The following is a 23,970-nucleotide window of genomic DNA, read 5'->3' on the forward strand; positions in this document are numbered from 1 at the left end:
TTCGAGGGGGACGCGCCCGCGTGGGGCGGACACCGGGGGTCGAAAAGCGGGGAAGCCGTGGGGCCGGGAAGGGGGTTGAGCGGACGGAGACCGGGGGATTCGGTCAGCGGGCGAAGCTGTAGTCGTAGGCGCCCAGATCGGGGTCGTTGAGCGGGGAGCCGCTCCACAGCCAGTCGTAGGACACGTCGGACTCGCCGTCGAAGCCGCGCCCGAGCAGCTCGTCGCGGGCTTCCTGCTGAGGACCGTCCTCGTAGTGGTAGAAGGACTTGTTCTGCAGCGAGGCGTCCTGGACCATGCCGGCGTGCTTGGCTCGCCGGTCGACGTACCGGCGCAGCGCGACGTCGATGCCGTCGCCGGTGACCCGGCCGAGTTCCTCGGCAAGAACGGCTGCGTCCTCCATGGCCTGGGAGGCGCCCTGTGCCTGGTAGGGCAGCATGGCGTGGCAGGAGTCACCCAGGAGGGCGACGCGGCCGTCCACCCAGACCGGGTCGCGGCGGCGGTGGTAGAGAGCGAAGGCGAGAACATCGTCCTTGGCCTTGGACAGCATCGACGCGACGCGGTCGTCCCAGCCCTGGTAGGCGTTCACGAGGTCCTCGGCGCTGACCGTGGCGGTCCACTTCTCGGCCACCTCATCGGGGCACGGGACGCAGCCGACGACGTTCAGGTACTCGCCGCCGCGGATCATGTAGTGGACCAGGTGCCGGCCGGGGCCGTACCAGATGGTGCTCTGGAAGCGGTCCATCAGGAAGCGGGTGGACGGGTCGGCTGCGATGAGGTCGCCGGGGATCAGCGCCCGAAAGGCCATCTCGCCGGAGAAGAGCAGCGTATCGGGCAGGCCCATCAGATCGCGGACCCGGGAACGGATGCCGTCGGCGCCGATCAGCACGTCCGCCTCAAAGCGACGGCCGTCCTCGGTCACCGCGGCGGGGCGGCGGGGGTTGCTGCGGTCCAGTTCGGTGACCCGGCTCGCGGTCCGCAGTTGAACGACCGGTCCGGGACCGTTCGGGTCGATGCAGGCGTCCGTGAGAACGCCGTGCAGGTCGGCGCGGTGGTAGTGCCAGTACGGGGCGTTGTACTCCTGCTTGCAGCGGTCGCCGAGCGGGGTCAGCCCGATGATGCTGCCGTCCTTCCACCGGCGCCGCACCTGGTCCTGAGGCTCGGTACGGATGGCTTCCAGTTGCTTGCGCAGCCCCAGCCCGAGCAGGATGCGACTGGCGTTGGGCGCTGTCTGGATGCCCGCGCCGATCTCGCCGATCTGTGGTGCCTGCTCCAGCACGGTGACCATGAGTCCCCGCTGCCGCAGTGAGAGCGCGGCGGTCATCCCACCGAGTCCGCCGCCAACGATGACGACTTCGAGAGATTGGGTGGATGCCATGTGTTACTCCGATGCAGGTGCGGCGGGCGGGATCAGGACTCGACAAGTCGGCCTGCGGTGACGACGTCCTGGCCGTCGATCGAGACGGTGCAGCCCCGCATGGCGATATCGAGGTGCGCGTACGACTCACGGCGCAGCACGGGGTGCGGGCCGGTGGACCACAGGAAGTTGCCGGCGAACGCCCGCGCGTCCATGCCCATCAGCTCGTCCTTGCCGTACAGGGCGGTGGCGAACCAGTCGGCACTGCGCATGAGACCCCACCCCATGTGGGACAGGCTGCGCGCCCACTGGTCGTTGGCGTCCTCGAAGAAGGTCTCCAGCAGCTTGGCCTCGGCGCCGCCCGACACCTTCTCGATGTTGCCGTTCGTGATCTCCAGGGTGACCGGCTGGCGCACGTACTCCTTGAACGGCAGCAGGATGTCGTTCTCGGCGAGCACGATCCGGCCGTCGGAGAACTTCGGCCAGCACAGCACCATCGTGCTGGGCCAGTGGTCCCAGCGGCCCGGGTCGTCCGCGAAGCCCACCTGGAACTCCGGCTTGGAGCCCGGCAGTTCGACGGTCAGGTCGGTGCCGGCCTCCGAGGTCACCCGCATCACCGAGGCGTTCTGGACCAGCTCCACGCCCTTGAGGACCTCCGCCTTGTCCTGTTCCTTGGGCAGGTTGCGGATCAGGACGTCCGGGGCGTCGCAGACGAACAGGATGCGGGTGCCCGTGCGAAGGATCTCCTGCTGCAGCGGGGCGTGGATGAAACCCTCCCTCGTCAGATCCACCACCAGGTCCGCCGACTTGAGCAGGTCCTGTGCGGTGGAGTCGTTCAGCACCGCGGTCAGGCCCGGTCCGGCACCGGTGTGGGTGCTGTCAGTGGGCGAGGGATTCCCACCCGGCACGGTGGCGGCGACGACGTGCGCGCCGCAGGCCTTCGCGGCACCGAAGGCAGCCGCCACATAGTCGCCGCGGCTGCTCGGCTCGGACAGGACGACGACGTGCTCATCGGGCTGGAGCTTGCACAGCTTCAGCTCCTGAGTGAACGCGTCGAGCAGGTCAACGGAGGTGAGATCGAACATGTCTCGCTCCTAGAGAGGGGAGGGTGAGAGACCGTGGGCTCCGGGTCGGCGCACGAAGGAGGAAATGAATCCAGCCATGCGAGAGGCATCTGATGCCTAGGTTGCGACGCTGGAGGGCGCCATCGACTGAGTTAATCCGAGCACGGACGATCTCGATCCGGCAAGTACTCGAAGCTGTTTTTTGAGAGGTTTTTTCAGTGACCCGCGACACACCTCGGCGCCAAGCTGGCCTGAACTGGTACTTTCGGGCACTTTAGCCTGCACCGTCGGCCGGTGAAGCCGAACAAGAGATGGATGCAGGCAGCACGGGACCTTGCAGAGAGAAGGTCGTACGTGCTCGGATCTAATCCATCCGCATCCGGACTATGCGCCATGGACGGCTCTCCGTGGCTGATTCCAGCTGGTGCACGCTGCCTCTGAGGAGGGCTCCGATGTCATCTCCTGCTTCCACCAAGCGAACCGTCGCCGCGGTGCACGCCGCCCCGGTGTTCATGGACACGGAGGCGACCGTCGACAAGATCATCGGCTTCATCGAATAGGCCGGCCGTGAAGGCATCGACCTGCTCGTCTTCCCCGAGACCTAAGTACCGGGATACCCGTACCGGATCGAGGCCTACGCCCCGCTCGACCAGCAGGGCGCACGCCGCCTATGCCGAGGCGGCCGTGGAGGTGCCCGGCCCGCAGATCACCCGGGTCCAGGGCGCGTGTGCGCGCGCCGGGGTCGGCGCGGTGCTCGGGGTCAACGAACGGCTCGCGGGCACCCGCACCTGTTTCAACAGTCAGGTATTCATCGACCCGGACGGCACCCTGCTGCGCGTCCACCGCAAACTTCAGCCCTGTCCCGCTCGGAAATACGATTCTGTTCTGGCCTGCAACTTCTCTGCGCAGGGTGGCGGCCTGCGTGGCACCTGGGTGATCTGCCGATGCCGCTTTCAATCGTCACCACGCTGGTCCGGAACCTGATCAAGGTGCCCGCAGCGGTGCTGCGCAGCCGCGTGGCCAAGGATGCGGAGGTCCTGGCGTTGCGGCACGAGAACGCGGTGTTACGCCGCCAGATCGCCCGAGTCCGCTACGAGCCCGCCGACCGAATCTGGCTCGCCGTCCTTTCCCGACTGGTCCCGCGGGAACGCTGGCGCCGCGTATTCGCAGTCACCCCCACCACACTGCTGGCCTGGCATCGACAACTCATTGTGCGGAAGTGGACGTTCCCCCAGCACCGCCGCCCCGGCAGGCCGTCCACCGCGCCCACCGTCAAACAGCTCATCCTGGGCCTGGCCAAGGAAAACGGAACGTGGGGCCACCGCCGCATACAGGGCGAACTCGCACGTCTCGGCTACCCGATTGCCCCGTCCACAGTCTGGGAGATCCTGCACGCGGCTGGCATCGATCCCGCTCCCCAGCGCTCCGGCCCGACCTGGCGTGAATTCCTCACCACCCAGGCCCACGGCATCCTCGCCGCCGACTTCCTCCACCTCGACACCATCACCCTCAAGCGCCTGTACGCCCTGGTCTTCATCGAACACGACACCCGGCGCGTTCACCTCGCCGGCGTCACCGAACGCCCCACCACCCAGTGGACCGTCCAACAGGCCAGGAACCTCACCATGATGCTGGGGTGCCGGATGGACTCCCTGCGCTTTCCCCTCCGGGACCGGGGCAGCAAGTACACCAGCGCCTTCGACGCCGTCTTCCAGGCCGACGACATGGAGATCCTGCTCAGCCCGCCCCGGGCACCGAAGGCGAACGCAGTCTGCGAGCGAGCCGTGGGTACCCTACGCCGCGAAGTCCTCGACCGGCTCTTGATCTACAACGAAGCCCATGCCGTGGAGGTGCTGACCGAGTACATCCGGCACTACAACCAGCACCGCCCCCACCAGTCGCGGCAGCAACTCCCCCGGACAGTGCCGAACTACCCGCCCTGGCCAACGTCAACGACCTCACGCCCCATCGAGTCGAACGACGGCCCGTTCTCGGTGGCCTGATCAACGAGTACCGCCAGGCTGCCTGACCGAACGGCATCGCCGCAGTACACAGCATCGAATCGTATTTCCGAGCGGCACAGGGTGCGGTGAAGGCTCTGGTGCTGCGGCTCGCCAGGGAGAATCCGCATGGGGGCTGTCGACGAATTCAGGGCGAACTGGTCCGGCTCGGACACCCGGTCGGCTCGACGACGATCTGGGAGATCATCACCGCGGCGGGCATCGACCCAGCCCCACGCCGCAGCCGTCCGACATGGCGCGATTTCCTGACCGCGCAAGCCGAGTCCATCATCGCCTGCAACTTCGTCCACATCGACTTGGTCGATCTGCGCCGGGTGTACGCGCTGGGTGTTCCTCGAGCACGGCACACGCCGGCTGCACATCGCGGGAGTGACCGCCCATCCCTCCGGGCCCTGGACGGTGCAGCAAGCGAGGAACCCCGCCGTCGAGTCGGGTGTTCTGGTGGACTCTCTGCGTTTCTTGCTCCGCGACCGGGACGCGAAGTACACCGAGTCCTTCGATGCGGTCTTCAAAGCCGACGACATCCAGGTCATGAGGACCGCGCCACGGTCCCCACGGATGAACGCGCACTGCGAACGTTGCGGGTGCCGGTAAATCATCCACGCAGGTGAGAACTTGTTCAGAGAACTTCGGCTTTGGCCGACGCTCACCCCGGCGTCTTCACCTGTACAAGGCCCCGACGGCATCATGATCTGTCGTGCCGCTGCGCCTGGCCTACCTCGCCGCGACCAACACCCATCACCCAACAAGCCCAGCTCACCCACCTGGAAGTCAGCCGACGAGACCGACTCGGCGGAACGCTCCACCAGTACCAGCACGCTTCCTAATGCTGTTGTCAAGCCGTCGGAGTGCGACGCATGTGCGAGGTGAGTACGGGGTCATGTGGTCACGTGGTGTCCTCGGCTCCGGCCATGTCGTACTCGTCGATGTCGAGCTCGGCTCCGGTGGCGTTGAGGAAGTCCAGGACCTTGCGGTCCAGGTGCCAGCCGAAGAGGTTGGGGGCGTCCGCTGCGCCTGGCTGGGCTTGGTCGGTGTCGTTGAAGTAGCGCACGATTTGAAGCACTGCTCCGCCGCCGGTGCGGGCCAGATGTCTGGTGAGGTCGCAGATGCGGTCCGTGTGGGGCTGAAGTCTGTCGAGAATGCAGGTGATCTGCTCGTCGACGCGCAGACCCGACTCCCGGCAGACAACCATCCACGAGTGGTCGACCGGAACCACCGCCGGCTCGGTGAACCGGCTGCCGCGAACAGTCACCTCGTCAGGGGGGATGCCCAGCCCGGAGGCCATGTCGTCTGCCGTGGTGTGCCGGCTGAACAGTGCGAAGTAGGCGTGCTGGCGAAGTGGCATCCCGTGGAGGATAGCCACGCGGGAAATGGGCCGACTGTGATTATGCGTGCCCAGCAGTCAGGCAGCCTCGGTGACCGGAGGTGTGACCTCATAGCACCGTCGGTCACGGATCAGGGCCCAGATGACGTTGACGCGTCGGCGGGCGAGCGCGAGCACGGCCTGGACGTGCTTCTTGCCTTCGGCGCGTTTGCGGTCGTAGAACATCCGCGAGTTCGGGTCGTAGCGGACGCTGACCAGCGCGGAGGTGTAGAAGACCCGCTGGAGTCTGCGGTGGTAGGTGACCGGCCGGTGGAGGTTGCCGCTGACCTTGCCCGAGTCGCGGGGCGCCGGGGCGACGCCGGCGAAGGCCGCCAGCGCGTCCGGGGAGTCGAACTCGTCCAGGCCGCCGCCGACAGCGGCCAGGAACTCCGCGCCGAGCACGGCGCCGATGCCCGGGACGCTCAGGACGATCTCGGCGAGCTCGTGCTCGTGAAACCCGCCCTCGATGAGCTTGTCCACCTCGGAGATCTGCTCGTTGAGGGCCATCACCTCCTCGGCCAGGGTGTGGACCAGCTTCGCGATGGTCTTCTCCCCGGGGATCGCGGTGTGCTGCCGCTCGGCCGCCTCGACGGCCGCTTCGGCCAGGGCTCGGGCGTTGCGGACCTTGCGGTTGGCCAGCCACTTCGTCAGCCGTATGACGCCGGCCCGGCGGATCGCGGCCGGGGTCTGGTAGCCCGTCAGCAGCCTGAGAGGCCCGGTGTTGGTGACGTCCAGGGCCCGCTCCAGAGCGGGGAACATGCTCAGCAGGGTGCCGCGCAGGCAGTTGACCACGCGGGTGCGGTCCTCGACCAGGTCGGCGCGGCGTGCGGTCAGCAGCTTGAGCTCGATGACCGCTTCATCGCCGGGGCGGATGGGCCGCAGGTCGCGGCGCATCCTGGCCTGGTCGGCGATGACGTAGGCGTCGCGGGCGTCGGTCTTGCCCTCACCGCGGTAACCGTCGGACGCCCGGTTCACCAGGCGGCCAGGGATGTAGAGGACCTCCTGGCCGTGGTTGACCAGCAGGGCCAGCAGCAGCGCAGGTTCCCCGCCCGTCATGTCGATGGCCCAGGTGACCTGACGACCGTCGGCCAGGTCAAGGACGTCCCCGATGAGTTTCAGCAACTCGGGTTCGTCGTTGGCGACCCGTCGCGACAGCAAGGTCTTTCCGTCTGTGTCCAGTGCGAGGCCGTGATGGTGGCCCTTGCCGCTGTCGATCCCCGCCCATATCCGGCTCATCGTGCTCCTGACGTGCTGGTTCGTGCTGTTCGTGCCACGGACGACCTCGCCGGCATTGCTCTACACAGCGACTTGTTCGCGCTTCCTAATCGGCGGCCGAGTCGTCGTGGGGCGCCGGGCGGCAAAGCTTGCTCAGCCATGGATCGGCAGCCGCCTGATAGCCACACCCAGCGCCCCTGGGCGACCCAACCCTACGAATGGCTCGGTCAACCCGACCAAGAAGGTAGAGCCGCCTGAGCTGCGCGGATGATGTATCGGAACCCGCAGAGCTGGTTGTCGATGCGGGCGTCGTGGTACTTGCTCAGGTCGGTGACCAGGTGCAGCTCGACGTCCGGGAACTGCTGCCGGAACGCGGCGGCCAGGCTGTCCCACTGGCCGGGGGCGTTGCCGCCCATGTAGACGGTGACCTTGCCGCCCTCGGCCTTGGCCGCCTTGTAGAGCGATTGCAGTTGCTCCTGCTCGCTCACGGTTGCACGGTGGTGCGTGTGGGTGTCGGCCATGGCCGCCGTGGTTATGGCGGTCAAGGCCAGGGCGGTGGCGACGGCGGCCCTGCGCTTGCCGATAAGAGTTCATTCTCGGCATCTGAACGCCGCTGAGCACGACCTCGATCCCCGCATCCGCCAGGATGGCATCGAACAGGTCGGAGAACTTCCCGTCCCGGTCCCTGATCATGAATCGTGCCCGGCAGTCGAGGTCCTCAAGATCCATGGCGAGGTTCTTCGCAGCCTGCGCCACCCATGAAGAGGTTGGGTGCGCGGTGGCACCCAGGACCCGGATCCGTCGGCTGGCATGCTCGATGACGGCAAGCACGTACATCCGAGCCCCGGACAGGGTGACCGTTTCGAAGAAGTCACAGGCCAGCAGGGCATCGGCCTGGGAGCGCAGAAAGTCCGCCCACGTGCTGGAGAACCGCTCGGGTGCTGGATCGATGCCGGCCTCTTGCAGGATCTCCCAGACGGTGGAAGCGGCCACCTTCACGCCCAGGACGAGCAGTTCACCGTGCAGGCGCCGATACTCCCAGCCGGGATTCTCCCGCGCCAGGCGCAACACCAGGGCCCGCACGCAGTGCACGGTCCGAGGCCGTCCCGAACGCCTGGGCCGGGAGGCGACAGCATGGCGGCGGGCGAGAAGGTCACGGTGCCGGCGGAGCACCGTGACCGGACGCACCAGCAGCCGCACTCCGCGGAGCACGTCCATGGGAAGCCGGTGCAGCAGCGCCGCCAGAAATGCCCGGTCGCTCGGGGCGAACCGCACCCGCTCCTTGCCGAGTTGGCGCTCCAGCACCATGATCTGATGGCGCAAGGCGAGTATCTCGACAGTCTTGTCCCGATCGCCCATCGGTAGCAGGCGCAGCATGGCGAACGCATTCGCCACGCCCAAGCAGGCCAGTCACAGCAACACGGTCGATCATCTTGCCCCCGCGAGCGCCAGCCTCGCGAGAGCGCCCGCTCGGGCGACTACGCCGGTCGACCCCCGGTACACCGCGCACACCGCATCCCACCAGGGCGGATGATATTTTCGGCAAGCGCAGGGCTTGAGCGCGGAGGAACGAGCGCCAGGTCTGCTGGGAGGCACGCTGCGGTGCGGGCGGCAGACCGGATCGGCACAGAACGCGGCGGACCGTGGCGGCGGCAACCCGCACCGACCCCACCAGGCCCGTAACCAGCTACCACCCGACGTCCACGAGCAACCCGCCGCGGCGCATAGCCTCAGCACCGGCAAAGTCCTGCGCACCCGGATCCTCGGCGGCCTCATCAACGAGTACAGATATGCAGCATGACATGCAGCGACGACTTTTCGAGCGGCACCCGCTACCGACTCATTAGGGCCAAGAAGAAGTTCTCATTTCGTTCTCAGGTCGCGGCTTCCGGCTCGGTTCTGCGCGATGTTTCGTGTCTTCCTGGTTCTGCCCGACTCGGCGAGCAGGGTGAGTACCGCCGGCGACATCGAATGCTCGGCGAGGCGGCGCTGCATCCAGTCCGTGACCTTCGCCAACTCGGCTGGTGTCGGCGTATGGCCGTCCTTGATGGACAGGTGGTACAGCCAGTCGTGGATGCGGCGGCGGATGAACTCGCGGTACCCCTCTGCCTTGAGCTGGTCGATCTCTGGCAGTAGTTCGGCCGACCACTGCCGGAACTCGGCGGAACCGGTCACCTTCATCGCGATTTTGTCCACGAGGGCGACCACCGCCGTCTTGGACACGATGTCGATGGGGTCGCGCAGGATCGTGGCCACAATCGCGCGGTCTCGGTCGCGGCTCCGCGAGGAAGCGGTTACCGAGACGACGCGTTGGTAGGCGGACGATCGGATGTGCTCGTCCGCGACGGCATCGTCGACGTCCACGTCGACGATGCCGGCCCCCGCCAGCAACTCGGCCACATCGGAATGCAATGTCATCGCTTTATCCCTTGCCGCACGTTTGGTCCTTGGCGGCCTTACGCCGCTCTTCTTCCTGCTCCGCAAGATTTCGCCTGCCGAGCTTCTTGACGGCTCTCCTGATCTCAGACTTGTAATGTTCCACCACCTGTCGCTGTCGACTGTTCAGCTCCGGTTGGTTGTGCAGAAGGTGGCCGTTCGGCCCGATCCGCACCTCGCGGCCCCCGCCACCGGTGACATGAGCGTGCGCTGGCTTGTCGACGTCGTACTCGTGCACGACGGTGCGCACGCCGTTCTTGCTGACGTCGAGGAGGGACAGTCCGAGAGGGTCAAGCCACATGAACGGGTTGGGAACGTAACTGTGCGGCGCGTAGCCACCGGCGAGACCGATCGGATCTGAGGTGAGGTAGCGGGCAGTTTCGGGATCTTAGTAGCGGAAGTGGGTGTAGTTCAGGCCGGTTTCGAGGTCGGCGTATTGGCCGGGGAAGCGCAGGGGGCAGTCGACGCTCCTCCCATCATCGACGGGTCGGGTGGGGAGCGGGGTGCCTCAGAGGGTGGTGCGGTGCTGCCAGGCCAAACGACCGTCGGCGGAGAGGAGTTCAGTGGGGGTGCCGACAGCGTCGGTGATGATGGCGTAGTGGCGGGTGGCGCCCAGTTCGCGGTGAGTTTGGGTCAGCGGGCAGTGGGTGCCAGGGCTGTAGTTCCAGGTGGTGGTGGCACCATCGCAGGTGGCTTGCTCGGCGAGACGGGTGCCGTCCCAGGTGAAGGTCAGGGGTTTTCCGTCCGGGCTGGTTTTCGTGATGCGGCGCCCCAGAGGGTCGTAGGCGTACGTCCACTCCTCGCCAAGCGGATTGGTGGCTTTGGTGAGCTGGTCCTGGGCGTTCCAGGCGTAGGTCCAAGAGCGGGTTTGACCGCTCGGGAGTTTGCAGGCTTTGCGGATGAGCCGGCCGGCGGCGTCGTGTTCGTAGGTGGTACGGCCCGCACGGCGGATGAGGGTGCCGCTGTATGCCCGGTCGCCCCCTGAGCCATGTGCCGGGGCTGTGGCGTGGGTTTGGTTGCCGGCTGTGTCGTAGGCGTAGGTCTCGGACCATCCGTGAGCTTGTACGCCGGTGACGCGACCTGTCGATCCGACGGCGAAGTGTCGGGTGCTGGTGGCATCACGAGTTCATCCGTCGTATCCGAATGCTGGTGGTGACGATCTTGAGACCGGCATCGGTCATCAGGGCGTCGAAGGCGGCGGTGAACTTGGAATCGCGGTCGCGGATGAGGAACTTTGCCTTGCCGTCCGCGTCCTCGAGGTCCATGAGGAGGTTGCGTCCGAGCTGCACGATCCACTCCGCAGTGGGGTGTGCCGTGGCGCCGAGGACCCGGATGCGACGGGTGGCGTGCTCGATGACAGCGAAGACGTACAGGCGCGCCCCCGTCAGCGTGCGGACTTCGAACAGATCGTAGGCGAGAATGGCCTTGGCCTGGCTGCGGAGGAAGTCGGCCCAGGTGGTGCTCTGCCGCTTGGGTGCGGGTGGGATGCCGTGCTCGCGGAGGATCTCCCAGACGGTGGAGGCGGCGACCTTGATCCCCAGTGCCGCGAGTTCGCCGTGGATACGACGATACCCCCACGAGGCATTCTCCCTGACCAGGCGCAGGACCAGGGCGCGGATCGACCGTAGGGTGCGCGGGCGTCCGCGTCGCTTGGGCACGCAGGTTGCGGCATGGCGCCGCCGAAGTAGTTCACGATGCCAGCGCAACACTGTGTCGGGGCGGACCAGGAGCAGAAGGCGCCGCAGTCTGTCTTTGGGGAGGTGGTGGAGCAGGCCCGCGAGGATGGCACGGTCGCTGTCGGTGAGGGTCGGCTTGCCGACCTGACGCTGCACGACCAGCAGTTGGTGCGGAGTACGAGGATCTCGATGGCCTTGTCTCTGTCGCTCATCGGCAGGAGGCGTAAGAACGCCAGGGCGTTGGTCGCGGCGAGGTAGGCCAGGCGCAGCAGCACGACAGATCATGATGCCGCCGGGGCCCTTTGCGGGTGAAGGCACTTGGGCGAATGACAAGGAGAGCCGAAGATCCATGATCAGGCTCCCGACCTGCGTGGACGATTTATTGGCACCCGCAGTGTCCGCCTCTGACACGCTCAGCCGCGGTCCTCGTGCGGGAAGCCGCTCAGATCTGGTCGGCGACCAGGACGTAGTCGTAGTAGATCGGGTCGCCCTCTTCGTCCATCGGGTACTCGTAGCTGCTCTGGTTCGCGAGGATCACCTTCAGCTCCGGCAGGGCGTCGAAGCCCAGGTCGTTCTCCTCGATGGTGTGGCCCTGTTCCGCGAGCTGTTCGAAGAGGCCCTCGCTCGGGGTGCGGAAGACGTCGAGCCCGTCGAGCAGCACCCGCACGTCGGCGTCCTCGTTCCGGAACCGGAACAGCTCCACACCGCTCAGCGCGCCCTTGGTGAACCCGAGCACGATGCCCAGCCGGGACGCGTCGTGCGTGAGCGTGATCTGTCCCGGGTCCGCGTCACTCGCGACCACCCGGAAGAGCCCCCACTCGTCCAACGCGCCGCGCGCTTCCTCGACCGACATGCCGAGCCGGAATCGCGCGACGCCGACATGCGGCAGCAGTTCCAGTTCCATGCTCACTCCCTCGGTTTGCCCCGGACTCTCACGCCAGCAGGGCGTTCTCGTCGATGCTCCATCCTCGTTTCTTGAGCATCGCCTGGAGGAGCTTGTTGTGCTTCAGGCTGGCCACCATGTCCTTGATGTGCTGATCGTACTTGTCGGGGAACCTGTGCCGTTCAGAAATCCGTCGTGGCTGGTCAGGCCGCGTGCCTGTACTCGTTGATCAGGCCGCCGAGGACGCGAGTCTGGAGTAGTCGTCGCGGAGTGCTCGAGTCGGTCAATGGTGCGGTCCGGCTGTCGGTAAGGGGCGGACGTTGTCCTCGGGCCTGATGGGGGCGATGGCCGTTGTAGTGCCGGGCGTAGCCGTCGAGGATGTGGCGAGCGTGGGTGTCGTTCCAGATCAGCACGTGATCGAGGAGTTCATGCCGCAGTGTCCCAATCACCCTCTCGCAGTGCGCGTTCATCCGCGGGGCCCGCGGGGCGGTCCTGACGGTTTCGATGCCCTCAGCTTCGAAGACCGCTTCGAAGGATTCGGTGTACTTGCTGTCCCGGTCGCGGACCACAAAGCGCAGCGACTCGAGGCGCACGCCCACCTCAAGAGCGAGGTTGCGGGCCTGCTGGGCCGTCCACTGCGCAGTCGGATGAGCGGTGACGCCGGCGATGTGGAGGCGGCGCGTGCCGTGCTCGAGGAAGACCAGCGCGTAGATGCGGCGAAGATCCACCAGGTCGATGTGCAGGAAGTCGCAGGCGATGACGGCCTCGGCCTGGGATGTCAGGAACTCGCGCCATGTCGGCCCGCTGCGGCGGGGAGCCGGGTCGACACCGGCTGCCGTCAAGATCTTCCAGACCGTGGAGGCGCCGATCCTGTGGCCCAGCCGGGCGAGTTCCCCCTGAATCCTGCGGCAACCCAGCGCGGGTTCTCCCGCGCCAGCCGCAGCACCGCCTTCTTCACGGCTTCCGCTGTCGCCGGCCGGCCCGGCCTGCTGCGGCACTCGCTGTAGTCCCACCTGCGTGCAACGAGACGCCGATGCCAGCGGAGCAACGTCCCTGGCGTCACAGGGAACGCCTGCGCGCAGCGACGCCGGGGTATCAGCGAGGACAGTGCCGCGAACCACAACCGGACCGGCCGCCCACTGGTACCGCTCCGGACTCGCAAGTTGCCTGTGCAGCACCGCGTTCTCGTGCCGGAGCACGAGCAATTCAGCGTCTTGGGCCGTCTGCCGACGCAGCAACACCGCTGGAACCGAGAGCAGCTTCCGTGTGACCTGATACACCAGTGAGACGATCACCTGGACATGGCCCCAGCGCGCCCGCAGACCCCGCCAGACCGCCTACGACCTGCAGCGACGCATTCCTGAACGGCACAGGTTCGGTTTCGCGCCTCACCGTCCACACCAGATGCATCAGGTGATCAGGCCGGCGCTGATCAGCCAGATGTGTTCGCAGGTCGAAGATGCCTTTTGCAACTCCTCGCGGGACTCTTGCGAGGCGTGGTAGAAAGTCCGCTCGATCATCCAGCACAGGGCGCGTGCCATCGCCGTCGCTTGCTCTGGTTCAGTGCCGGCCTCAACGCCGGCTCGTTCCAGGACGGCGGTGATGGCCGTGATGAACAAGTCAGCTGTGTGGCTCCACAGCTCGCCGATCTCCGGCACGGTCAATGACAGGTCGATCGCCGTGCGCATGACCAGACCGTGCTCGTTCCACAGCTCGACCGTGCGCCGCATGGCTGCTGCGATGGCCTGGCGTGGCTCGTCGGTCTGCGCGGTGGCCCTGGACCGCTCCCACAGGTGCGCCACGGTCCGGGCCACGAGTGCCGTGACCACTTCTTGTTTGGAGCCGAAGTAGAAGTACAGGGCGCCGCGTGTGATGCCGGCGCCCTGCGCGATGTCGCCAACGGTCATGGCGTCATAGCCCTGTTGCGCCAGCAGAGCTTCACAGGTGTCGAGGATGGCCCGCTCCCGGACGTCACCCTTGCGTTCGGTGGTGCGTCGGCTCCGCGCGGGGTGGTGGCCGGGCATCGCGGGGTGGTGGGCGGGCATCAGAGCTGAGCGCCCTCGGCGAAATCGGTGGTACGGGAGAGCGTCTCCCACGCGCGGATGTCCTCGTCCACTGCCGTGCGCGCGGCGGTGACCAGTCGCAGTGCGTCCGAGCCCAGGACGAGGTGGGCCGGCGGCTGGTCGACCGACGCGATGTGCACGACGGCGTCCCCGGCCTTGGCCGGATTGCCCAGCTGGTTCCCGCTGGCCTTCTGCCGCGCTTCACGGATGGGGGTGAACAGCTCGTCGTAGTCGTCGATGGACCGCGCGGTGCGTGTCATGGACCGTCCGGCCCAGTCGGTGCGGAAGGATCCGGGCTCGATCGCCGTCACGTGGATCCCGAACTGTGCGACCTCCTTGCCCAGTGCCTCAAGGATGCCTTCCAGGGCGAACTTGCTGCCGCAGTAGGCGGACATGCCGGGCACGGCCATCAGCCCGCCCATGGAGGTGACGGCCATCAGGTGTCCGCGGCGGCGCCGGCGCATGTGGGGCAGGGCCGCCTGCAGCGTGGCCACTGTCCCGAATACGTTGACCTCGAACTGCCGCCGCACGTCGGCCAGCGGCGTCTCCTCGAAGGTGCCCTCCAGGCCGTAGCCCGCGTTGGCGACGACGACATCCAGGGGGCCGACGCTCTGCTCCACCTCCGTGATCACACTCGAGACGGCGGCGTCGTCGGTCACATCCAGGATGCGGCCGTGAGCGTACCCGGGTGCGAGCCCTTCGAAGGCCCGCAGGTCCTCCTCGGAGCGGACCGTGCCGACGACGGTGTGCCCGGCGGTCAAGGCGGCTTGGGCGAAGGCACGTCCAAGGCCCGTGCTGACGCCGGTGATGAGCCACTTCTGCTGCTGCACTGCTCCTCCAGAAAGGTCTCGCGAGGAGCTGGACTGCCCCCCTCACCCAGAAAGTCTACACAACGTCGAGTTTTATGGACGTGATGTTGATTCTGTCGCCCCAACGGCATCATGCTCAGCCGAGGTCAATCCGGTCCCTCACCGACCCTGCGGGTGCCGATAAATCATCCACGCAGGTCGGGAGCCTGATCACGGATCTTCGGCTCTCCTTGTCATTCGCCCAAGTGCCTTCACCCGCAAAGGGCCGGGGCGGCATCATGATCTGTCGTGCTGCTGCGCCTGGCCTACCTCGCCGCGACCAACGCCCTGGCGTTCTTGCGCCTCCTGCCGATGAGCGACAGAGACAAGGACATCGAGATCCTCGTACTCCGGCACCAGCTGCTGGTCCTGCAGCGCCAGGTCGGCAAGCCGAGCTTCACCGACAGCGACCGTGCCGTCCTCGCCGGCCTTCTGCGCCACCTGCCCAAAGACAGACTGCGGCACCTTCTGCTGCTGGTCCGCCCCGAGACGGTGTTGCGCCGGCATCGTGAACTGCTCAGGCGGCGCCATGCCGCGACCTGCGTACCCAGGCGACGCGGACGCCCGCGCACCCTACGGTCGATCCGCGCCCTGGTCCTGCGCCTGGTCAGGGAGAATGCCTCGTGGGGGTATCGTCGTATCCACGGCGAACTCGCGGCACTGGGGATCAAGGTCGCCGCCTCCACCGTCTGGGAGATCCTCCGCGAGCACGGCATCCCACCCGCACCCGAACGGCAGAGCACCACCTGGGCCGACTTCCTCCGCAGCCAGGCCAAGACCCTTCTCGCCTGCGATCTCTTCGAAGTCCACACTCTGACGGGGGCGCGCCTGTACGTCTGCGCCGTCATCGAGCACACCACCCGCCGCATCCGGATCCTCGCCACCACCGCACACCCCACCGCGGAGTGGATCGTGCAGCTCGGACGCAACCTCCTCATGGATCTCGAAGACGCGGGCAGCAAGGCGAAGTTCCTCATCCGCGACCGCGACGCGAAGTTCACCGCCGCCTTCGACGCCCTGATGACCTACGCCGGTCTCAAGGTCGTCACCACCGGCATTCGGATACCCCGGATGAACTCGCTCATGGAGCGCTGGATACAGACCTGCCGCACAGAACTCCTGGACCGGACCCTGATCTGGAACCAGAGCCACCTCCTCCACGCCCTGCGCGAGTACGAATACTTCTACAACGAGCACCGCCCGCACAGGGCCCTGGAACAAGCCGCTCCATGCCGCCCACTACCCGAACCCATCACCCAACAAGCCCAGCTCGCCCACCTGAACATCGACCGAAGAGACCGACTCGGCGGAACCCTCCACGCATACCAGCATGCGGCCTGAGCTGCGTGGATGATTTATCGGCACCCGCAGGTGTGGGAGGCCGTCTACATCATCGAGGGACTGCTGAAGAACACCAGCGAGGTGCAGCCGACCACGGTGCACGCGGATACGCAGGGCCAGAGCTTCCCTGTCTTTGCGCTCGCCCACCTGCTGGGCTTCGACTTGCTGCCCAGGATCAGGAACTGGAAGGAACTGACCTTCTACCGGCCCTCCAAGCAGAGCGAGTACGTGCACATCGACGCCCTGTTCGGCGAGCCGGGCAAGCACGTCATTGACTTCGACCTGATCGAGTCCCAGTTCCGTCACCTGATGCGGGTGGCCGTCTCCGTACGCGAGGGCACCATCTCCTCCTCCACACTGCTCAAGCGCCTGCGCTCGGGGTCGAGGAAGAACGCCACCTACGCCGCCTTCCGCGAGGTCGGCCGCGTGATCCGCACCGTCCAGCTCCTGCGCTACCTCTCGGACGCGCCGCTTCGCCGACGGGTGACCGCGGCGACCAACAAGGTCGAGTCGTTCAACCGGTTCGGCGAGTACAGCACCCACGAACTCGGCATCCAGCCCGAGGCGTACGACCCGAAACTCGACGTCGACTTCACCCCGCTGCGCGAGCAGGACCTGACCGCCGCCGGTCTCGGCCAGGCTGCCTGAGCCGTGAGGGAACTAGCTGGTGACGCCCTTCACGGGAGCGAGCCGGTATACCCCAGAATCCTGCTGCTTCAGTGAAGATCCGACTGGACCTCGGTCAGTCGATGCCTTCGACGATGCGGAAGTCGCGCTCGACGCCGTCGGAGAGGGCGACCAGCGCCTCTTGGTAGGCCGCACTCTCGTGCGCCGCGACGGCCTGCTCGAAGCTGTCGAACTCGATCAGGACGGTGCGCTCGGCGATTCCGGCGTCATGCGCCACGACCCGACCGCCACGGACGAAGGTCCGACCGCCCCCGGCCTTGACGGCCGGAGCGGCCAGCTTGTTGTAAGCAGCCAGTTTCTCAGGGTCTGAAATGGTGCGGTAGACGCTGACCCAGTAGCCCTTGGGCATGGAACCTCCAGTGTTGGGATGAGTGCATCTGACTTACGGGTTGGTCTCGGACGAGCGTCGGCGGGCGAGAGCGAGGCTTGTCAGCGTCGTGATCGCCATGGCGCCGATGCCGACCAGTGCCGCGGTGGTGTAGGCGCTGTCGTCGGGGAAGAGGTGGCCGGGGCCGGTGCTCGCGGCGAGGATCAGGCCGCCGATGGCGCTGCCCAGGGAGTACCCGACGCTGCGGACGACGTAGTTGAAGCTCATGGCGCTCGACGTCTCGCTCTTGGGGGTGACGGCCAGGATGACGCCGGGCATCGCGGCCGAGAAGCCGCCGACGCCGAAGCCGAGCACGCCCATCGCCGCGAACAGTTCGGCCAGGTCCGACCGGGCCGCCGCGAACAGGGCGAACCCGCCGCCGACCACGACGGCGCTGCCGGCCAGGAGCAGGGGGTCGGCGATCCGCGTCCGGACCCGCGGCGTGAGCTTGCCGGCGACGAACCCCAGCACCGAGAACGGGATGAGGACCAGCCCGGCGACGAAGGTCGTCAGCCCGAAGCCGTAGCCGGCGCCGTGCGGCGTCTGCGCGTACCGGGTGATGAGCGTGAGCAGGAGGTACATGCCGATCCCGCCGACGAACATGGCGAGGTTCGCCCCGGCGACCGCCGGGTGCCGCACCGCCCGCACATCGACCAGGGGCGTCGTGCTGCGCAGCTCGATGACGGCCCAGACGCAGAGCAGCACCACCGCGACGATGGCGAGGCCCGCCGCCACGGCGAGGTGCCGGCTCCACAGATTCCGTTCGCCGGCGAGGAACAGCACCAGGAGCAGCGCAGCGGCCAGGACGACCGCGCCTGCCACGTCCACGTGGGCGGAGCGGCCTTCGGGGGCTTCGGGCATGGAGCGCCACGCGGTCAGGAGGGCGGCGGCGGTGACGACCAGGCCGAGGCCGTAGGCGGCCCGTACCCCGCCGAGCTCGGCGAGCAGTGCGGCCAGCGGGTAGCCGACGCCGGCCCCGATGATCGAGACCACCGAGATCAGGGCGATCACGGCCGCGCTGCGCTCCTCGGGGAGGTGGTCCCGGGCCACGCCCATCATCAGCGCCGTCAGCCCGAGCCCGACGCCCTGGGCCGCCCTGCCGGCCAGCAGCCACGCGAACGGCAGCGGCAGCACGGTGAGCGCGCTGCCGGCGACGACGACCGCCAGCGTGGCGAGGATCGTGGCCCGCCGGTGCCGACCGGCTCCGAGCCGGCCCAGGACCGGCGTGGCGACGGCGCCGCTGAGCAGCGCGACGGTCAGCGTCCACTGCGCGCTGCCGAGCGAGACGTGGAACGAGGTCGCCACGCTGGTGATGAGCGGCGTCCCGAGGCTGGCGACCGCCGCCACGACCAGAGCGATGAACATCAGGGCGGGGACCAGCAGCCGCGCCTCGGAACGCGCCACCGGGAACGCCTTCACCGAGACCCCGCCGACCGGCTGCCCGGTCACTGCTTCGGCCCTTCGCGGTCCTGGCTTTCGAGCTCTGCCAGATGCTTCAGCGCCGGAAGGGCCGCCACCAGCGCCTCGACCTCGTCGCCGGTGAGCTCGCCGATCAACCGCTCGAACGCGTGGACGCCCGCCTGGCGCCGCGTTCGGACATAGGAGGCGCCGGCCTCGGTCAGGCACACCAGCGTGACCCGCTTGTCGGACGCGTCGCCCCGCCGCTCGACCAGGCCGGACTCCTCCATCACCCGGACCAGGGCGGTCATCGCGGGCTGGGTGACGCCCTCGACCGCGGCCAGATCGGTGATGCGCCGCGGGCCGGTCCGGTCCAGGGTGGCCAGGGTGGCGGCGGACGTCAGGCTCATGTCCCGAGGCAGGCGTCTCGCGGCCCTGGTGGCCAGGCCGTAGAGGGCTGCCCCGATGGCGGCGGACGCGCCAGGAGCGGTGTCTTGACGACTCATGCTCGAAGCATAGCATTTTTATATTCATAGTTTATGGAAATGGTCGACTGGCGCGGGCGGCGCGCCCCTTGAGCAGGCCGGCCCGCCGGATCCGGGTCAGTGCCAGGCCCAGCAGCCGGTCGGCGCGGTCGCCCTCGGCGAGCCGGTCGCGGAAGTCGGACAGCACGCTGTGGTGGAAGCCGGGGTCTTCCAGCTCCAGGCCGAGGGCGTACTTGAAGTCGATGCGGCAGCGCACCGCCTCGGCGGCCTGGCGGTCCGACAGGTTCAGCGCGTACCGCAGCACGCAGACGGTGGCCAGCTGCGCGGGCGAGAGCCCGGGGCGGCCGTCGCGCGGGTACCAGGCGGTGAAGTCCTCGTCGCTGAACAGGCCGTCGAGGCGGTCTCGGATCCACATCGCAGTGGTGCCGTGGGGGCTGCTGGCCCGGGCGACCCGCGCGGTCAGCGCCGGGATCTCGGCCCCGGGACGGGGCTGGAGGGACATGTCAGGCTCCTGGGGGACATGGGCAGAACGCTCCCACAATCCTGACGCAACGTCACGATCATTGACTGTCCGTCCTCAAGATTCCCGACAGGGTCCGACCCGGAAGACCTGGCGCACATCTCGCCGTACCTGACCGAGCACATCAACCGGTTCGGCGAGTACAGCACCCACGAACTCGGCATCCAGCCCGAGGCGTACGACCCGAAACTCGACGTCGACTTCACCCCGCTGCGCGAGCAGGACCTGACCGCCGCCGGTCTCGGCCCGCGCTGTTCTGCCAGCGGCAGAACACCGGCCGGACCGGGCTCGACGATCACTACAGTCCAGTCTCATGACGGCGATTACGACGCGTACGGTCGAGTATCCGGCCGACGGTTTGACGATGATCGGGCACCTCGCGCTCCCGGCCGGTGTCGACCGCCGGCCCGCGGTGCTGCTCGGACCAGAGGGCATGGGGCTCAGCGACGTCGAGCGCCGCCGGGCCGATGCTCTCGCCGAGCTGGGATATATAGCGCTGGCCTTCGACCTTCATGGCGGGCGCTATTTGGGCGACCCCGAGGAGATGCTGGCCCGTTGCCTGCCGCTGCTCGCCGATCCCGAGCGGATGCGAGGCATCGGCCATGCGGCGCTCGATGTGTTGTGCACCGAACCGCGGACCGACCCCGACCGGATCGCCGCCGTCGGCTATGGCACGGGAGGTGCCGTCGGGCTGGAACTCGGGCGCGGCGGCGTCAGCCTGCGCGCGATCGGGACAGTCAACGCACTGACCACGGGCCGACCGGGCGAGGCGGCGCGCATTCGCTGCCCGGTGTGGGCCGGGGTCGGGTCGGAAGACCCGATCATGCCGCCCGCGCAACGGAACGCGTTCACCGCTGAGATGCAGGCCGCGGGCGTCGACTGGCGCCTCACGGTCTACGGCGGCGCCTTGCACGCCTTCCACCACCCGCCGGTCGGCCACCCCGTGGTCCCCGGCGTCGGCTACCACCCACGGCACGCGCAGCGAGCCTGGCGCGACGTCGTCGACCTGCTCGCCGAGTGCCTGCCCGTGACGGAGGATCTGGGGCATGACCCAGGTAAGCATGCTGGCCCCGGGCACTGACAGTCCACTCCCCTCAAGTCCGCACAGCAGAAACGCAATTCGGGCGGTTACTCGACCGCGGAGACGCATTCACAACTATCGCAGTAAATAACGGATTTACTGCGACAGAGCCCCTACCGTGATCACCGCGACCTGCGGCGGACCAATCCGGCCGCCGGGGCGAGGTGTACGCATTTACTGCGGCAGTACCGGAAGGGCGGGACGGCGTGACGATCGAACCGGTGACCGAACTCGGGAGCGGGGGCGCACTTCAGTTGCCGCGCGCTCGGGTCGCACCTCTGTCCGCCCCGCCGTCGTCGTACACCGCGGCGGTCGAGCGGTACCTCACCGGCGCGGGCATCGCGAAGTCCTCCGCGCGGATCTACCGGATCTCCCTCACGACGTGGGGATGGATGCTCGCCGGCGAACCGCCGCCGACCGGACCCTGTGGGGCTCTGTCGCCCGATTCGTGGTGAGACCTGATTCGATCAGCCTCAGCTGCGTGTTCATCGTGAGCGGCCCACCGGTTTCACCAGGTCGACCGAATCGGGCGAGAGAGTCCTGTGCCGCTCGAAAAGTCATCGTCGCAGGTGGGAGTGGTACGGCCAGTCCGCTGGGATCATGTCCTCCGTGATCGTGCCCTTGCTGTACAGGGTGACCCGAAAGCTGCTGACGGTTCCATCGGTGCTCCTACGTCGCGGGACAGCGAAGGACGCGGAACTGCTGGTCCTGCGGCACGAGAACGCGCTCCTGCGCCGCCAGTTGGCCGAACCGGTCCGCTACGGGTCCACCGACCGGTTCTGGTTCGCCGCCCTGTCCGGGCTGATACCCCGGCGCCACTGGCGCGAGATCTTCCCTGTCACTCCCGGCACCCTGCTGGCCTGGCATCGCAGGTTCATCGCCGCGAAGTGGGACTACACCGCGCGCCGGCGCACCGGACGCCCACCCACCACGGCAGCGATCAAGAAGCTCGTCCTACGGCTAGCCCGGGAGAATCCGAGGTGGGGGCACCGGCGGATCCAGGGGGAACTGACCCGACTCGGCCATCGGATGGCTGCATCGACGGTCTGGGAGATCCTGCATGCCGCGGGCGTCGATCCGGCACCGCGCCGCGCAGGCCCCACCTGGCGCGAGTTCCTGACCACGCAAGCCGAGGGCATCATCGCGGCAGACTTCTTCCACATCGACACCGCCCTCGGCAAGCGGCTGTACGCGCTGGTGTCCCTCGAGCACGGCACCCGGCGACTGCACATCACCGGGGTCACCGCCCGCCCGACACAGGACTGGGCAGTGCAGCAGGCAAGGAATCTCACCGTCGACCTGGCCACACGCAACGATTCCCCGCACTTCTTGCTGCGCGACCGCGATGGCAAGTACAGCCAGGCATTCGACTCCGTCTTCCAAGCCGAGGACATGGAGATCCTCAAAAGTGCGCCACAAGCTCCCCGGATGAACGCGCACTGCGAACGCATCATCGGCACCATCCGACGCGAAGCCCTCGACCACGTCCTCATCATGAACCAGGCCCACGCCCGCCACATCCTCGCGGCCTACGAGCGGCACTACAACCAGCACCGACCCCACCAAGCCCGCAACCAGCTACCACCCGACGCTCACGAACAACCCGCCGCAGCGCATGACCTCCACACCCACAAAGTCGAGCGCACCCGGATCCTCGGCGGCATCATCAACGAGTACAGACATGCGGCATGACGCGCCGCGATGACTTTTCGAGCGGCACACCGTCCGCCCAGAGGAGAACAACCGCGTGACCATGCTCGCAGAACACGTCGACGGCGTCATTGGGGTCGACACCCACCGCGACACACTCGCCGCAGCCGCCATCAGCCCCATCGGGGCCGTCCTGGAGACCACCGACGCACCCGCTCACACCCGCGGCTACCAGCGCCTGCTTGCGTTCGCCCGCCAGCACGTGCCCGGCCGCCGCTGCTGGGCACTCGAAGGAACCGGCAGCTACGGCGCCGGCCTCGCCGCCTTTCTCGAGGACGCCGGTGAACGCGTCGTCGAGGTCTGCCGCCCCAAGCGCCCGCCGGTCCGTGGAGGCCGCAAGACGGACATGCTCGACGCCATCCGCGCGGCGCGTGAGGCCCTGGCCACCGAGCACGTGATCCAGCCCCGAAGCCGCGGGGAACGCGAGGCGATGCGCGTCCTGCTGGCCACCCGGCAGGGCGCCGTGCACGCCTCCACCGCAGCCATCAACCAGCTCAAGGCGCTGATCGTCTCCGCGCCGGATGACCTCCGTGCCGAACTGCGTCGCCTCAGCCGACCGCAGCAGGTCACGCGCTGTGCCGGCCTCCGCGACCGCCTCGCGCTGTCCGCCGAGCACCGGATGACCATCCGCGCCCTGCGTTCCACTGCCCAGCGCATCCGGCACCTCCAGGCCGAGGCCCGCGAGCTGGAGAACGAGCTCCTCCAGCTCATCCGCCAACAGGCCCCTGAACTTTTGGAGTTGCTCGGCGTCGGGCCGATCACCGCAGCGCAGATCCTGGTCAGTTGGTCGCATCCGGGCCGGTTCCGTTCCGAGGCCGCCTTCGCCTCCTTCGCCGGCGTCGCGCCGATCCCGGTTTCGTCGCCCGCCGCATCGGCGAGGGCAAGAGCCCCCGCGACGCGCAGCGATGCCTCAAGCGCAACATCTGCCGCCAAATCTTCAAGATCCTCGAACGAAGGAACCAGCCGGCCCTCGAAGAGCTACCTCAAGCGGCTTGACACGACATAGCAGCCTCGGGGGGTAGACCGGAGCGGCGCAGAACGCGTCGGACAGTCGCAGCGGCTACCCGATGACCAAGCCGACGCAACTCCCCCTGGATCCTCACGTACCCCCAGGTCGGGTTCTCTCTGGCCAGGCGCTGGATCAGCGCAAACCTCTCTTGCGGCAATGGTGGACGACCCGGATCTGACCGCCGTCTGGCGCCACTTCCAGCGCACCAGACGGCGGTGCCAGGTCAGCAGTATGCCTGGGGTGACCAGTCGATGGCGGCGTAAGACGGGTGGCAGATGCCGTGCGAGAGCGGAGAGCACGGCACGATCAGCCTATGAGAGCCGCGGCCGCTGTACCTGCCGACGAAGCACAGCGACCTCATGACGAAGAGCAAGGATCTCGGCGTTGCTCGCGGCGGGCGATCGGCCCAGCAACAGGAAGCAGCCCAGTAGTCGACAGAAGATCAGGTG

General features: G+C 67.6%; 26 protein-coding genes and 4 pseudogenes. 11 read left to right on the top strand and 19 right to left on the bottom strand.

Annotated elements, in window-relative coordinates:
* Nucleotides 1-103: 103 nt before the first annotated feature.
* The gene (locus tag ACH4U7_RS46460; protein ID WP_398533812.1) at nt 104-1,375 is read right to left on the bottom strand and encodes an FAD-dependent monooxygenase; all 1,272 of its coding nucleotides are present in this window, start codon (nt 1,373-1,375) and stop codon (nt 104-106) included.
* A gap of 32 nt (nt 1,376-1,407) precedes the next feature.
* Complete coding sequence (locus ACH4U7_RS46465; protein WP_398533813.1) at nt 1,408-2,439, bottom strand: hypothetical protein; 1,032 nt, start codon at nt 2,437-2,439, stop codon at nt 1,408-1,410.
* 663 nt (nt 2,440-3,102) lie between these two features.
* Here ACH4U7_RS46465 and ACH4U7_RS46470 point away from each other — a divergent pair.
* The 3 genes and pseudogenes from ACH4U7_RS46470 to ACH4U7_RS46480 all read left to right on the top strand — a co-directional run.
* Nucleotides 3,103-3,402 carry a nitrilase-related carbon-nitrogen hydrolase gene (locus tag ACH4U7_RS46470; protein WP_398533814.1) on the top strand — a complete coding sequence of 100 codons (300 nt, stop codon included), beginning with the start codon at nt 3,103-3,105 and terminating at the stop codon, nt 3,400-3,402.
* Nucleotides 3,363-4,421, top strand: coding sequence for an integrase core domain-containing protein (locus ACH4U7_RS46475; protein ID WP_398533815.1), 1,059 nt, complete (start codon nt 3,363-3,365; stop codon nt 4,419-4,421). The genes ACH4U7_RS46470 and ACH4U7_RS46475 overlap by 40 nt, the downstream gene beginning before the upstream one ends.
* A gap of 83 nt (nt 4,422-4,504) precedes the next feature.
* A pseudogene (locus ACH4U7_RS46480) lies at nt 4,505-5,018 on the top strand (integrase); the annotation flags it as partial.
* Between the two features lie 307 nt (nt 5,019-5,325).
* On the opposite strand, the gene ACH4U7_RS46485 reads toward ACH4U7_RS46480, so the two are convergent.
* The 4 genes and pseudogenes from ACH4U7_RS46485 to ACH4U7_RS46500 all read right to left on the bottom strand — a co-directional run.
* Nucleotides 5,326-5,784: a DUF4279 domain-containing protein gene (locus ACH4U7_RS46485; RefSeq protein ID WP_398533816.1), complete on the bottom strand. Its 459-nt coding sequence runs from the start codon at nt 5,782-5,784 to the stop codon at nt 5,326-5,328.
* 57 nt (nt 5,785-5,841) lie between these two features.
* Nucleotides 5,842-7,038, bottom strand: coding sequence for an IS110 family transposase (locus ACH4U7_RS46490; RefSeq protein ID WP_398533817.1), 1,197 nt, complete (start codon nt 7,036-7,038; stop codon nt 5,842-5,844).
* Between the two features lie 206 nt (nt 7,039-7,244).
* The gene (locus tag ACH4U7_RS46495; RefSeq protein WP_398533873.1) at nt 7,245-7,505 is read right to left on the bottom strand and encodes a hypothetical protein; all 261 of its coding nucleotides are present in this window, start codon (nt 7,503-7,505) and stop codon (nt 7,245-7,247) included.
* 49 nt (nt 7,506-7,554) lie between these two features.
* Nucleotides 7,555-8,235 (bottom strand): annotated as a pseudogene (locus ACH4U7_RS46500) (integrase); the annotation flags it as partial.
* Between ACH4U7_RS46500 and ACH4U7_RS46505 the strand changes: the two are divergent.
* Nucleotides 8,152-8,382 carry a hypothetical protein gene (locus tag ACH4U7_RS46505; protein WP_398533874.1) on the top strand — a complete coding sequence of 77 codons (231 nt, stop codon included), beginning with the start codon at nt 8,152-8,154 and terminating at the stop codon, nt 8,380-8,382. The pseudogene ACH4U7_RS46500 and the gene ACH4U7_RS46505 overlap by 84 nt on opposite strands.
* A 190-nt stretch (nt 8,383-8,572) precedes the next feature.
* A complete protein-coding gene (locus ACH4U7_RS46510; RefSeq protein WP_398533818.1) occupies nt 8,573-8,818 on the top strand; it encodes a hypothetical protein in 246 nt (81 codons plus the stop codon).
* A gap of 62 nt (nt 8,819-8,880) precedes the next feature.
* Here the strand turns inward: ACH4U7_RS46510 and ACH4U7_RS46515 are convergent, their stop codons facing one another.
* The 8 genes and pseudogenes from ACH4U7_RS46515 to ACH4U7_RS46550 form a co-directional block, all read right to left on the bottom strand.
* Nucleotides 8,881-9,417, bottom strand: coding sequence for a hypothetical protein (locus tag ACH4U7_RS46515; RefSeq protein ID WP_398533819.1), 537 nt, complete (start codon nt 9,415-9,417; stop codon nt 8,881-8,883).
* 22 nt (nt 9,418-9,439) lie between these two features.
* Nucleotides 9,440-9,703 (bottom strand): hypothetical protein, encoded by a 264-nt coding sequence (locus ACH4U7_RS46520; protein ID WP_398533820.1) that lies wholly within the window; start codon nt 9,701-9,703, stop codon nt 9,440-9,442.
* 258 nt (nt 9,704-9,961) lie between these two features.
* Complete coding sequence (locus tag ACH4U7_RS46525) at nt 9,962-10,405, bottom strand: hypothetical protein (protein WP_398533867.1); 444 nt, start codon at nt 10,403-10,405, stop codon at nt 9,962-9,964.
* A gap of 169 nt (nt 10,406-10,574) precedes the next feature.
* Nucleotides 10,575-11,404, bottom strand: a pseudogene (locus ACH4U7_RS46530) (integrase); the annotation flags it as partial.
* A gap of 167 nt (nt 11,405-11,571) precedes the next feature.
* Entirely contained in the window at nt 11,572-12,033 is a 462-nt protein-coding gene (locus ACH4U7_RS46535; protein ID WP_398533821.1) for a hypothetical protein, read from the bottom strand.
* 182 nt (nt 12,034-12,215) lie between these two features.
* A pseudogene (locus tag ACH4U7_RS46540) lies at nt 12,216-13,307 on the bottom strand (integrase core domain-containing protein).
* A gap of 114 nt (nt 13,308-13,421) precedes the next feature.
* The gene (locus ACH4U7_RS46545; RefSeq protein ID WP_398533822.1) at nt 13,422-14,036 is read right to left on the bottom strand and encodes a TetR/AcrR family transcriptional regulator; all 615 of its coding nucleotides are present in this window, start codon (nt 14,034-14,036) and stop codon (nt 13,422-13,424) included.
* Nucleotides 14,037-14,056: 20 nt separating this feature from the next.
* Nucleotides 14,057-14,905: an oxidoreductase gene (locus ACH4U7_RS46550; RefSeq protein WP_398533823.1), complete on the bottom strand. Its 849-nt coding sequence runs from the start codon at nt 14,903-14,905 to the stop codon at nt 14,057-14,059.
* A gap of 267 nt (nt 14,906-15,172) precedes the next feature.
* On the opposite strand from ACH4U7_RS46550, the gene ACH4U7_RS46555 reads away from it, so the two are divergent.
* Together ACH4U7_RS46555 and ACH4U7_RS46560 are read left to right on the top strand one after the other, a co-directional pair.
* Nucleotides 15,173-16,264 carry an integrase core domain-containing protein gene (locus ACH4U7_RS46555; protein WP_398533824.1) on the top strand — a complete coding sequence of 364 codons (1,092 nt, stop codon included), beginning with the start codon at nt 15,173-15,175 and terminating at the stop codon, nt 16,262-16,264.
* A gap of 9 nt (nt 16,265-16,273) precedes the next feature.
* Nucleotides 16,274-16,912 (top strand): Tn3 family transposase, encoded by a 639-nt coding sequence (locus ACH4U7_RS46560; RefSeq protein ID WP_398533825.1) that lies wholly within the window; start codon nt 16,274-16,276, stop codon nt 16,910-16,912.
* Between the two features lie 94 nt (nt 16,913-17,006).
* Here the strand turns inward: ACH4U7_RS46560 and ACH4U7_RS46565 are convergent, their stop codons facing one another.
* The 4 genes from ACH4U7_RS46565 to ACH4U7_RS46580 all read right to left on the bottom strand — a co-directional run bounded on the left by ACH4U7_RS46565 (nt 17,007) and on the right by ACH4U7_RS46580 (nt 19,703).
* Nucleotides 17,007-17,300 (bottom strand): DUF1330 domain-containing protein, encoded by a 294-nt coding sequence (locus tag ACH4U7_RS46565; RefSeq protein WP_060897481.1) that lies wholly within the window; start codon nt 17,298-17,300, stop codon nt 17,007-17,009.
* Between the two features lie 33 nt (nt 17,301-17,333).
* Nucleotides 17,334-18,767, bottom strand: coding sequence for an MFS transporter (locus tag ACH4U7_RS46570; RefSeq protein ID WP_398533826.1), 1,434 nt, complete (start codon nt 18,765-18,767; stop codon nt 17,334-17,336).
* Complete coding sequence (locus ACH4U7_RS46575) at nt 18,764-19,126, bottom strand: MarR family winged helix-turn-helix transcriptional regulator (protein WP_014173936.1); 363 nt, start codon at nt 19,124-19,126, stop codon at nt 18,764-18,766. The genes ACH4U7_RS46570 and ACH4U7_RS46575 overlap by 4 nt, the downstream gene beginning before the upstream one ends.
* Before the next feature lie 127 nt (nt 19,127-19,253).
* On the bottom strand, nt 19,254-19,703 hold the full coding sequence (locus ACH4U7_RS46580) for a transposase (RefSeq protein ID WP_398533827.1): 450 nt from the start codon (nt 19,701-19,703) through the stop codon (nt 19,254-19,256).
* Between the two features lie 331 nt (nt 19,704-20,034).
* Here ACH4U7_RS46580 and ACH4U7_RS46585 point away from each other — a divergent pair, with 331 nt between their 5' ends.
* The 4 genes from ACH4U7_RS46585 to ACH4U7_RS46600 all read left to right on the top strand — a co-directional run bounded on the left by ACH4U7_RS46585 (nt 20,035) and on the right by ACH4U7_RS46600 (nt 23,518).
* Nucleotides 20,035-20,802, top strand: a complete 768-nt coding sequence (locus ACH4U7_RS46585) for a dienelactone hydrolase family protein (protein ID WP_398533828.1) — start codon at nt 20,035-20,037, stop codon at nt 20,800-20,802.
* Nucleotides 20,803-21,008: 206 nt separating this feature from the next.
* Nucleotides 21,009-21,257, top strand: coding sequence for a hypothetical protein (locus tag ACH4U7_RS46590; RefSeq protein ID WP_398533829.1), 249 nt, complete (start codon nt 21,009-21,011; stop codon nt 21,255-21,257).
* A 154-nt stretch (nt 21,258-21,411) separates the two neighbouring features.
* The gene (locus tag ACH4U7_RS46595; RefSeq protein WP_398533868.1) at nt 21,412-22,494 is read left to right on the top strand and encodes an integrase core domain-containing protein; all 1,083 of its coding nucleotides are present in this window, start codon (nt 21,412-21,414) and stop codon (nt 22,492-22,494) included.
* A 61-nt stretch (nt 22,495-22,555) separates the two neighbouring features.
* Nucleotides 22,556-23,518, top strand: coding sequence for an IS110 family transposase (locus ACH4U7_RS46600; protein ID WP_398533869.1), 963 nt, complete (start codon nt 22,556-22,558; stop codon nt 23,516-23,518).
* Here the strand turns inward: ACH4U7_RS46600 and ACH4U7_RS46605 are convergent.
* A complete protein-coding gene (locus tag ACH4U7_RS46605) occupies nt 23,496-23,678 on the bottom strand; it encodes an IS3 family transposase (RefSeq protein ID WP_398533830.1) in 183 nt (60 codons plus the stop codon). The two genes, ACH4U7_RS46600 and ACH4U7_RS46605, sit on opposite strands and share 23 nt — an antisense overlap.
* Nucleotides 23,679-23,970: the final 292 nt, after the last annotated feature.

The organism is Streptomyces sp. NPDC020845 (genome assembly GCF_044334165.1).
In the GTDB taxonomy this organism is placed as follows: Bacteria; Actinomycetota; Actinomycetes; order Streptomycetales; family Streptomycetaceae; genus Streptomyces.